11 protein-coding genes are annotated in these 9,764 nt (G+C 60.8%); 10 read left to right on the forward strand and 1 reads right to left on the reverse strand.

Going from position 1 to position 9,764, the window contains the following annotated elements; genetic code table 11:
• Positions 1-735, forward strand: a 735-nt coding sequence (locus ACIOVB_RS25070) for a phosphomethylpyrimidine synthase ThiC (RefSeq protein ID WP_401271991.1), incomplete at its 5' end; no start/stop codon positions are given.
• A gap of 199 nt (positions 736-934) precedes the next feature.
• Entirely contained in the window at positions 935-2,227 is a 1,293-nt protein-coding gene (gene cytX, locus ACIOVB_RS25075; protein WP_401271992.1) for a putative hydroxymethylpyrimidine transporter CytX, read from the forward strand.
• On the opposite strand, the gene ACIOVB_RS25080 is transcribed toward cytX, so the two are convergent.
• A complete protein-coding gene (locus ACIOVB_RS25080; protein ID WP_401271993.1) occupies positions 2,196-2,942 on the reverse strand; it encodes an RsiV family protein in 747 nt (248 codons plus the stop codon). The genes cytX and ACIOVB_RS25080 overlap by 32 nt on opposite strands.
• 227 nt (positions 2,943-3,169) lie before the next feature.
• On the opposite strand from ACIOVB_RS25080, the gene ACIOVB_RS25085 reads away from it, so the two are divergent.
• The 8 genes from ACIOVB_RS25085 to ACIOVB_RS25120 all read left to right on the forward strand — a co-directional run.
• On the forward strand, positions 3,170-3,787 hold the full coding sequence (locus ACIOVB_RS25085) for an NUDIX domain-containing protein (protein ID WP_187677908.1): 618 nt from the start codon (positions 3,170-3,172) through the stop codon (positions 3,785-3,787).
• The gene (locus ACIOVB_RS25090; RefSeq protein ID WP_187677907.1) at positions 3,778-4,230 is read left to right on the forward strand and encodes a DUF1249 domain-containing protein; all 453 of its coding nucleotides are present in this window, start codon (positions 3,778-3,780) and stop codon (positions 4,228-4,230) included. Before ACIOVB_RS25085 ends, ACIOVB_RS25090 begins: the two co-directional genes overlap by 10 nt.
• Positions 4,231-4,329: 99 nt before the next feature.
• Positions 4,330-5,145, forward strand: coding sequence for a 3',5'-cyclic-AMP phosphodiesterase (cpdA, locus tag ACIOVB_RS25095; RefSeq protein WP_401271994.1), 816 nt, complete (start codon positions 4,330-4,332; stop codon positions 5,143-5,145).
• A gap of 352 nt (positions 5,146-5,497) precedes the next feature.
• On the forward strand, positions 5,498-6,106 hold the full coding sequence (locus ACIOVB_RS25100; RefSeq protein WP_401271995.1) for a YqiA/YcfP family alpha/beta fold hydrolase: 609 nt from the start codon (positions 5,498-5,500) through the stop codon (positions 6,104-6,106).
• Positions 6,107-6,147: 41 nt separating this feature from the next.
• Entirely contained in the window at positions 6,148-8,055 is a 1,908-nt protein-coding gene (gene parE / locus ACIOVB_RS25105) for a DNA topoisomerase IV subunit B (RefSeq protein ID WP_401271996.1), read from the forward strand.
• The gene (locus tag ACIOVB_RS25110) at positions 8,055-9,044 is read left to right on the forward strand and encodes an esterase-like activity of phytase family protein (RefSeq protein ID WP_187677903.1); all 990 of its coding nucleotides are present in this window, start codon (positions 8,055-8,057) and stop codon (positions 9,042-9,044) included. Before parE ends, ACIOVB_RS25110 begins: the two co-directional genes overlap by 1 nt.
• Positions 9,041-9,565, forward strand: a complete 525-nt coding sequence (locus ACIOVB_RS25115; protein ID WP_401271997.1) for a TIGR02281 family clan AA aspartic protease — start codon at positions 9,041-9,043, stop codon at positions 9,563-9,565. The genes ACIOVB_RS25110 and ACIOVB_RS25115 overlap by 4 nt, the downstream gene beginning before the upstream one ends.
• Before the next feature lie 7 nt (positions 9,566-9,572).
• The coding region (locus tag ACIOVB_RS25120; protein WP_401271998.1) for a DNA gyrase subunit A at positions 9,573-9,764 on the forward strand (192 nt) is incomplete at its 3' end.

Raw genomic sequence — 9,764 nt, forward strand, 5'->3', positions numbered from 1 at the left:
CTGGGCGATGGTCTGCGTCCGGGGTCGATTGCCGACGCCAACGACGCAGCGCAGTTCGGCGAACTGGAAACCCTCGGCGAGCTGACCAAAATCGCCTGGAAGCACGACGTGCAGTGCATGATCGAAGGCCCGGGCCACGTGCCGATGCAGTTGATCAAAGAGAACATGGACAAGCAGCTGGAGTGCTGCGACGAGGCGCCGTTCTACACCCTCGGCCCGCTGACCACTGACATCGCGCCGGGCTATGACCACATCACCTCGGGCATCGGTGCGGCGATGATCGGCTGGTTCGGTTGCGCCATGCTCTGCTACGTGACGCCGAAGGAACACTTGGGTCTGCCGAACAAGGATGACGTTAAGACCGGGATCATCACCTACAAGATCGCCGCTCACGCAGCGGATTTGGCCAAAGGTCACCCGGGCGCGCAGATCCGCGACAACGCCTTGAGCAAGGCGCGTTTCGAGTTCCGCTGGGAAGACCAGTTCAACCTCGGTCTGGACCCGGACACCGCCCGTTCGTATCACGATGAAACCCTGCCCAAGGACTCGGCCAAGGTCGCGCATTTCTGTTCGATGTGCGGGCCTAAATTCTGCTCGATGAAGATCACTCAGGAAGTCCGCGAATACGCGGCCAACCAGCGGATCGACGCGGTCGACGTGGACGTCGCCCAAGGTCTGGCGGAACAGGCCGAGCGGTTCAAGAAGGAAGGCAGTCAGCTGTACAAAAAAGTCTGATCCCTAGCTGGTCTTTTGTGGTGAGTGGATTTATCCCCGATGGGTTGCGAAGCAGCCCCAAAATCTGAGAATGCGGTACGTCTGAAAGACCCGGTTCTCAAAGTTGCGACTGCTGCGCAGTCGATCGGGGATAAATCCCCTCGCCACAAGAGGGCAGCTTGATCAACACAACAACAAATGTCCCTCTGAGATAACACCCTTGAGCATTCAACCCAGCACGTATTCCCCCGACCTCGCCATACCCGCCGACAAGCGTGTGTTCGGCGGTCGTGATCTGTTTTCCCTGTGGTTCTCTCTCGGTATCGGCCTGATGGTGCTACAGACCGGTGCGCTGCTGGCGCCGGGTCTGGGCCTGTCCGGTTCGCTGCTGGCGATTTTCCTCGGCACGCTGGTCGGCGTTTTACTGCTGGCCGCCGTCGGCGTGATCGGCAGCGACACCGGCCTGTCGTCGATGGCCGCGCTCAAACTCAGCCTCGGCAGCAGAGGCGCAAGCCTGCCGGCGCTGCTCAATCTGCTGCAACTGATCGGTTGGGGCTCCTTCGAAATCATCGTCATGCGCGATGCCGCCAGCCTGCTTGGCACGCGCGCGTTCAGCGAAGGTTCGCTGTGGTCGAACCCGGTGTTGTGGACGCTGTTCTTCGGCGCGCTGGCCACTTTGCTCGCTGTTAGCGGCCCGCTGACGTTCGTCCGCCAGATCCTGCGCAAGTGGGGCATCTGGTTGCTGTTGGCGGCATGCCTCTGGCTGACCTGGAACCTGTTCGCCAAGGCTGATCTGGCTGCTCTGTGGGCGCGTGCCGGTGATGGTTCGATGCCATTTGCCGTGGGCTTCGACATTGCTATCGCGATGCCGCTGTCGTGGCTGCCGCTGATCGCCGACTATTCGCGATTCGGCAAACGGGCGAAGAATGTGTTCGGTGGTACTGCGGTCGGTTTCTTTATCGGCAACTTCTGGCTGATGAGCCTTGGCGTGGCGTACACCCTGGCGTTTGCGCCGAGCGGTGAAGTCAATGCGCTGCTGCTGGCCCTGGCCGGTGCCGGTCTGGGTATTCCGCTGCTGCTGATTCTGCTCGACGAGTCGGAAAACGCTTTTGCCGATATTCACTCGGCGGCGGTGTCCAGCGGGATTCTGTTGCGCCTGAAAGTCGAGCATCTGGCCTTGGCCATCGGCGTGATCTGCACGCTGATCGCACTGCTGGCGCCGTTGGCGCAGTACCAGAACTTCCTGCTGCTGATCGGTTCGGTGTTTGCGCCGCTGTTCGGCGTGGTGCTGGTGGATCACTTCATTCTGCGTAAACGCAGCGGTCAGGTCGCATCAGCCGCATTGCGCTGGCCGGCACTGTTGGCTTGGCTGGGTGGGGTCAGCACCTACCACTTGCTGGCGAATCTGTATCCGGATGTCGGCGCAACCCTGCCGGCGCTGGTGCTGGCAGGGCTGCTGCAGTTTGTGCTCGGTCGTGCCTTCAGTTACGGCCGGGGAACAGCTCAGGCTTGAGAATGCCGTTCAGGCGCGGGTAAGGAATCTTCAGTTCGACGTGGCCCAGCGCGTAAGGCGCGATGGTGCTCACTTCGTACTTGAGGATCACCGCGCCGTAGGTCAGTGCCACGTTCGGGGTTTTCTTGAACGGCCAGCTCGAAACGAACTCCGCTTCCTGATCGAGCTTGGTGCTGATCAACCAGCTGTTATGTGCAACCTGCGCAGCCTTCCAGAATGCGTCTTCCTGACCCGGCATCAACATGTCGGACAGGTTCAGCACTTTGTGCTGCTGGCGCGAATAGTTGATGAAGCCACGACCCGGTGTGCCGTGGGCGCCGCCGGTGTCGAGGTAGCTCGACAATTCGATGATCACCAAGCCGTCATGCTGCTCGCGTACTTTCGCTTGCAGGTAGCTGCTGTTGCGCGGACCGGCATTGGCCAGAAACTGCTCGCGATAGGCCGCCAGCGTCGGCGCCACGGGTGCGTTCGCCTCGGTGCGGGTCATTTGCAGCAGGCGTTTTTCGATGATGCCATCCAGAGCAGGTTCTGCCGGGAAGCGCAGGGTGTCGATGTTCACCAGTGGGCAGTCAGGGTTGGAGCAGCCGGTTTTCAGCTGCTCCGACGCATCGCGGGTGGTTTCCAGCGGCGTACGGTAGTTGGGCTGGAACAGGCTCGCACACGCGCCCAGGGTCAGGGCGATGGCGGCCACGGAGGCAATTTTGAAAAGCGACATGGGCGTCCTTTCTGAAACAGGGGAAGGCAAAAAGTTACCGCTTCGACTCTCAACGAAGCAGTCAGTTCGCCACTAAGCTAATTAGAGTGGGTTTCGCCTCCACCGTCCATCCCGCTGACGGTAAAGGGGCTGCATCAATCGGTGCGGGCGCGTTAGGATGGCGCGAAGTCGAGGTTGCAAGTAACAAATAGGAACCTCGTAACGGATTTGCAGTAAAGAGGATGCTCATGACTGACTTTGCCAACGCCATTCCGACCGCCGTCGATATCGTGCGGCGTGAAAAATGCTACGAGGGTTTTTACAAACTCGACCGCGTGCACCTGCGCCATGAGTTGTTTGCTGGCGGCATGAGCCGCGAAATCAACCGCGAAGTGTTCGTGCGCCACGATGCCGTGTGCATGTTGCCTTACGATCCGCAGCGTGACGAAGTGGTACTGATCGAGCAGTTTCGCGTCGGCGCCATGGGCAAGGCTGACAATCCCTGGTTGGTCGAACTGGTCGCCGGTCTGATCGACAAGGACGAAGAGCCGGAAGAAGTTGCTCACCGCGAGGCGCAGGAGGAAGCTGGGCTGGACATCAAGGCCCTGTGGCCGATGACCAAATATTTCCCGTCGCCGGGCGGCAGCAACGAGTTCGTGCATTTGTATCTGGGGCGTTGCAGCACGGATGGCGTCGGCGGCCTGCATGGGTTAGAGGAAGAGGCCGAAGATATCCGCGTCACGGTCTGGGCGTTCGAAGATGCCCTGCAAGCCGTACGTGACGGACGTATTGCCAACGCGGCGAGCATCATCGCTTTGCAGTGGCTGGCGCTGAACCGCGCCGAAGTGAGGGGGTTATGGTCGTAAACAAGTTGCGCGATCGTTATCGAGTCGACCTCGCGGGGCTGCAAGCCGCCTGCGAGGCCAACTACGCGCGCCTGATGCGACTGTTGCCGGACATGCGCAACGAACCCGAGGCGCGGCGCATCGCCGTGACCCAGGGCGAGCAGATGCTCGGCGTGCTGGCCCTCGAAGTGCTGCAAACCTGCCCGTACACCACCACGCTGCAAGTGCGTCAGGAACACAGCCTGCCATGGCTGCCGGTGCCGCAACTGGAGGTGCAGGTCTATCACGACGCGCGCATGGCTGAGGTGATCAGCGCCGAGCATGCACGACGCTTTCGCGGCATCTATCCTTACCCGAACGCCGCGATGCATCAGCCCGATGAAAAAGCTCAGCTCAATCTGTTCCTGGGGGAATGGCTGAGTCATTGTCTGGCGTTGGGGCACGAGTACGAAGTCGTACGCTAGTTGTGAACTGCGTCCGGTTCCTCGGTTTCCCCTTTCAGTGATCCCCCAGCATAATTGCGGCACTTGACCGATTCCGTGCTTTTGCCTTGGGAGAACGCCTTGCCGAGCGTATCCACGTTGACCACCGCCGATCCGGCGCTGCTGGTGCAGTTGTCCGACAGCCATCTGTTCGCTGAAGCGGACGGCACGTTGCTGGGTATGAATACTCGGGAGAGCCTGCAAAAGGTCATTGAGTTGGTGCTCAAGCAGCAGCCGCAGATCGACCTGATGCTCGCCACGGGGGATCTTTCCCAGGACGGCACACTGGAGTCGTACCAGCAGTTTCGTGAGCTGACCACGCAGATCGATGCGCCGGCGCGCTGGATTCCCGGCAATCACGATGAGCCGCAGATCATGGCGGTGGCGGCAGTGCAGAGTGCGCTGCTGGAGTCGGTGGTCGATGTCGGCAACTGGCGCGTGACCTTGCTCGACTCGGCTGTGCCGGGTTCAGTGCCGGGATATCTTCAAGACGATCAATTGCAGTTGCTGGCCCGCTCGTTGAGCGAAGCGCCCGAGCGCCATCATCTGGTGTGCTTCCATCATCATCCGGTGTCGATTGGTTGCCCGTGGATGGAGCCGATTGGCCTGCGCAATCCCGAGGCGTTTTTCGAAGTGCTGGATCGTTTTCCACAGGCGCGGGCGGTGTTGTGGGGGCATGTGCATCAGGAGATCGACCGCGAGCGCAATGGCGTGCGGTTGTTGGCATCGCCGTCGACCTGCATTCAGTTCGAACCGGGCAGTGAAGACTTCAAGGTCGGCGAACAGGCGCCGGGGTATCGCTGGTTGCGGCTGTTGCCGGATGGGCGGCTGGAAACTGGGGTTGAGCGCGTTACCGGTTTTGCTTTTACCGTTGATTACGGGTCTGACGGTTACTGATTGCCAATCAAAAGCACCTCACCCCAGCCCTCTCCCGGAGGGAGAGGGGGCCGACCGAGGTGTCTGGCGTCATACGCCGACGTGAAATACCGAGTCGATTATGAATTCGCTGAAGCTTGAATATCCCTCATTCAGCCCCTCGCTCTCAGAAAGAGAGGGACTGACCGAGGTGTCTGGCGTTATCCATCGACCTGAGCGATTGTGTCGATTGTGGATTCGACGAAGCTCTTTCAGGTCGGCGTACTTCTGAAATATCCCCCATTCGGTCCCCTCTCCCTCCGGGAGAGGGCTAGGGTGAGGGGCTTTCTCCCTGTAAACTCCGCTATCTTTCGCCGACACTCAGGGAGCTCAAATGTCTGGTTCGATCCTCTATATCCACGGTTTCAACAGCGCCCCGGCCTCGAAAAAGGCCTGTCAGCTGGTCGCGGTGATGGAGCGGCTGGGCTTGAGCGATCAACTGCGTGTTCCCGCCCTGCATCACCATCCGCGCGAAGCCATCGGTCAGTTGGAGCAAGCGATTGCCGAACTGGGTCGGCCGCTGCTGGTGGGAAGCTCACTCGGCGGCTACTATGCGACTCACTTGGCCGAGCGCCATGGCCTCAAAGCCCTGCTGGTCAACCCGGCCGTCAGTCCGCACCGGATGTTCGACGGTTATCTGGGGACGCAGAAAAACCTGTACACCGATGAAGCCTGGGAATTGACCCACGACCACGTAATGGCCCTGGCCGAACTGGAAGTGCCGGCGCCCCAGGATGCGCTGCGCTATCAGGTATGGTTGCAGACCGGCGATGAAACACTGGATTATCGCCTCGCCCAGCAGTATTACCGCGCCTGTGCCTTGCGCATTCAGGCTGGCGGTGATCACAGTTTTCAAGGTTTTGCCGGGCAATTGCCGGCGTTGCTGAGTTTTGCCGGCATTGGCGCCGATGTGTATCAGGCAATCGATTTCACCGCACTGTGATGTCTTGCCCCTATTTCATGAATGACTGACGACGAGACCCTATGGCCACTCCCAGCGCTAGCTCTTATAACGCCGACGCCATCGAAGTCCTCTCGGGCCTCGACCCGGTGCGCAAACGCCCCGGCATGTACACCGACACCAGTCGGCCGAACCACCTCGCTCAGGAAGTCATCGACAACAGCGTCGACGAAGCCCTGGCCGGCCACGCCACATCGGTGCAGGTCATCCTGCACGCCGACCACTCGCTGGAAGTCAGCGACGACGGCCGTGGTATGCCGGTCGACATCCACCCGGAAGAGGGCGTGTCGGGCGTCGAACTGATCCTCACCAAGCTCCATGCGGGTGGCAAGTTTTCCAACAAGAACTACCAGTTCTCCGGCGGTCTGCACGGGGTAGGTATTTCTGTGGTCAACGCCTTGTCGACCGAAGTCCGGGTGCGTGTAAAACGTGACGGCAACGAATACCAGATGACCTTCAACGACGGCTTCAAGGCCTCGGAGCTGGAAATCGTCGGCACGGTCGGCAAGCGCAACACCGGCACCAGCGTGTACTTCGCGCCGGATCCGAAGTATTTCGATTCACCGAAATTCTCCATCAGCCGCCTCAAGCACGTGCTCAAGGCCAAGGCTGTGCTGTGCCCGGGGCTGCTGGTCAGCTTCGAAGACAAAGGCACTGGCGAGAAAGTCGAGTGGCATTACGAAGACGGCCTGCGTTCCTATCTGGTCGACGCAGTCAGTGAGTTCGAACGTCTGCCAGATGAACCGTTCTGCGGCGCTTTCGCCGGCAATAAAGAAGCGGTCGACTGGGCGCTGCTGTGGCTGCCGGAAGGTGGCGACGCGGTGCAGGAAAGCTACGTCAACCTGATTCCGACGGCTCAGGGTGGTACCCACGTCAACGGCTTGCGTCAGGGTTTGCTGGATGCGATGCGCGAGTTCTGCGAATTCCGCAGCCTGCTGCCGCGCGGCGTGAAGCTGGCGCCGGAAGACGTCTGGGAGCGCATCGCCTTCGTCCTGTCGATGAAGATGCAGGAGCCGCAATTCTCCGGCCAGACCAAAGAGCGCTTGTCGTCCCGCGAAGCGGCGGCGTTCGTTTCCGGCGTGGTCAAGGACGCGTTCAGCCTGTGGCTCAACGCCAACCCGGAAACCGGTCTGGCGCTGGCGGAACTGGCGATCAACAACGCCGGTCGTCGTCTCAAGGCGAGCAAGAAAGTCGAGCGCAAGCGTGTCACCCAGGGGCCGGCACTGCCGGGCAAACTGGCCGACTGCGCCGGGCAGGACCCGATGCGCTCCGAGCTGTTCCTGGTCGAAGGTGATTCCGCCGGCGGTTCCGCCAAGCAAGCGCGGGACAAAGAGTTCCAGGCGATCCTGCCGTTGCGCGGCAAGATCCTCAATACCTGGGAAGTCGACGGCAGCGAAGTGCTCGCCAGCCAGGAAGTGCACAACATTGCCGTGGCTATCGGTGTCGATCCGGGCGCGGCAGACATGAGCCAACTGCGCTACGGCAAGATCTGCATCCTCGCCGACGCCGACTCCGACGGTCTGCACATCGCCACGCTGCTCTGCGCTTTGTTCGTCCAGCATTTCCGCCCGCTGGTGGATGCCGGTCACGTTTATGTCGCAATGCCGCCGCTGTACCGCATCGACCTTGGCAAAGAGATTTACTACGCCCTCGACGAAGCCGAACGCGACGGGATTCTTGACCGTCTGGTGGCCGAGAAGAAGCGCGGCAAGCCGCAGGTCACCCGATTCAAAGGCCTGGGTGAAATGAACCCGCCGCAGTTGCGTGAAACCACCATGGACCCGAACACCCGGCGTCTGGTGCAACTGACGCTGGGCGAAGATTTCGCCGAAACCTCGGAAATGATGGACATGCTGCTGGCGAAGAAACGCGCCGGTGACCGCAAGACCTGGCTCGAATCCAAAGGCAACCTCGCCGAGGTGCTGGCCTGATGCGGTTTGGCTGGGCCTTGGCGGGTGTGTTGCTGCTGAGTTCGATGACCGTGTTGGCAGAGCCTGCACCGGAACTGCGGGTGCTGTCCGAGCATCCGGTCGACGGCATGCGCGGCGGCAACCTGTCGGGGCTGGCCTTGTGCGGCACCGAACTGTGGACGGTGTCGGATCGCGATGACGATCAGATCTACCGGCTCAACACTGCTGATCAGGTCTGGCAGGCCGAAACCGTGCACATTGATGTGCCGAAAGTACCCGACAGCGGCTTGCCCTGGGGCCTGAGTTCGCGCACATGGGCGGCATCGTTCATCCGTGGCGGCGATCTGGATTTCGAAGGCATCAGCTGCGACAGCGCTGGCAATCGCTATATCGTCAGCGAAGCCCATGCAGCCGTTTTGCAGGTGCCGGTCAGCGGCCCGGCCAACTGGCTGAAGATCTCGCCGATGTTGGTTCGCGAAGCGCGGGCCAGCGGCATGCTCCTGCACTTCAATGCGATTTTGGAAGGTCTGGCGATCAACCCGGCAGGCGATCAGATGTGGCTGGCCGCCGAACGGCAAAGCCGTGGCCTGCTGAAGATCAAGCGCCAGCAGACGGTGTGGGATTGCGACGGTCGCTGCGTGCTGCTCAGTGAGGGCGGCAAGGAGATGCAGCCGTCGCAGTTCCCCAAGGCCAAAGCGGTTCATCGGGACTTTTCCGACCTTTCGTTGTTCAACGGCAAACTGTTTACCCTGGAACGCAACGCTTTCCAGATTTGTCGCCGTGATGCGCAGACAGCCAAGGTCGAGCGTTGCTGGTCGTATGCCGCCGAACTGTTGCAGGCAAACCGCCGTTACGCGCAGAACTACGGGCTGGAAGAGGCGCTGATTGTTGATGCTGAAGGTGCGTGGATCGGCGTTGACAACAATTTTGGTCCGCGTGCCGACGGTGAAGTCCGGCCGGTCATCTGGCGCTTCGCTGCCCCTGAAGGTGGCTGGAGCGCCAAGCCATGAGCCAGCAACCACCGGGTAAACGCGCCGGTCGGGTGCTGATGATTCTGGCGTGGTGTGCTGCACTTTTTCTGGCCACACGGTTTTTCGGCCAGTGGGAACAACGCCAGCAGAATCCGAACGTCGTCGTGAGTTCGGAGCAGGGCGAAGGCTTTATTGAAGTGAAGCTGGCGAGCAATGCCCAAGGGCATTTTGTCGCCAGCGGCCAGATCAACGGTGAGCCGGTGGAGTTCATGCTCGACACCGGCGCGACCGATGTGGCGATCCCGGCGGATCTGGCCAAAAGCTTGAAGCTGGAAGAAGGTTTCGGTGTGACCCTGAGCACGGCCAATGGCCTGAGCCAGGGCTATCGGACAAAAATTGCCCGCCTGCAACTGGGCGACATCGTGCTGCGGGATGTTCGCGCACTGGTGGCGCCGGGGCTGCATGGTGATCAGGTGCTGCTCGGCATGAGCGCCCTGAACAAACTTGAATTTACTCAGCGCGGTGGCACCATGCTGCTGCGCCAGACAACGAACCGATGAGGCCTGCATGAGCAACCCCCTTGATCTCAGCCTGGACGGTGTAGAACGCCGATCGTTGGCCGACTTCACCGAAAGTGCCTACCTCAACTACTCCATGTACGTGATCATGGACCGTGCTCTGCCGCATATCGGCGACGGCCTGAAACCGGTACAGCGGCGTATCGTCTACGCCATGAGCGAGCTGGGCCTGAACGCCCAG

The organism is Pseudomonas sp. NPDC087639 (assembly GCF_044743385.1).
Taxonomy (GTDB): Bacteria; Pseudomonadota; Gammaproteobacteria; order Pseudomonadales; family Pseudomonadaceae; genus Aquipseudomonas.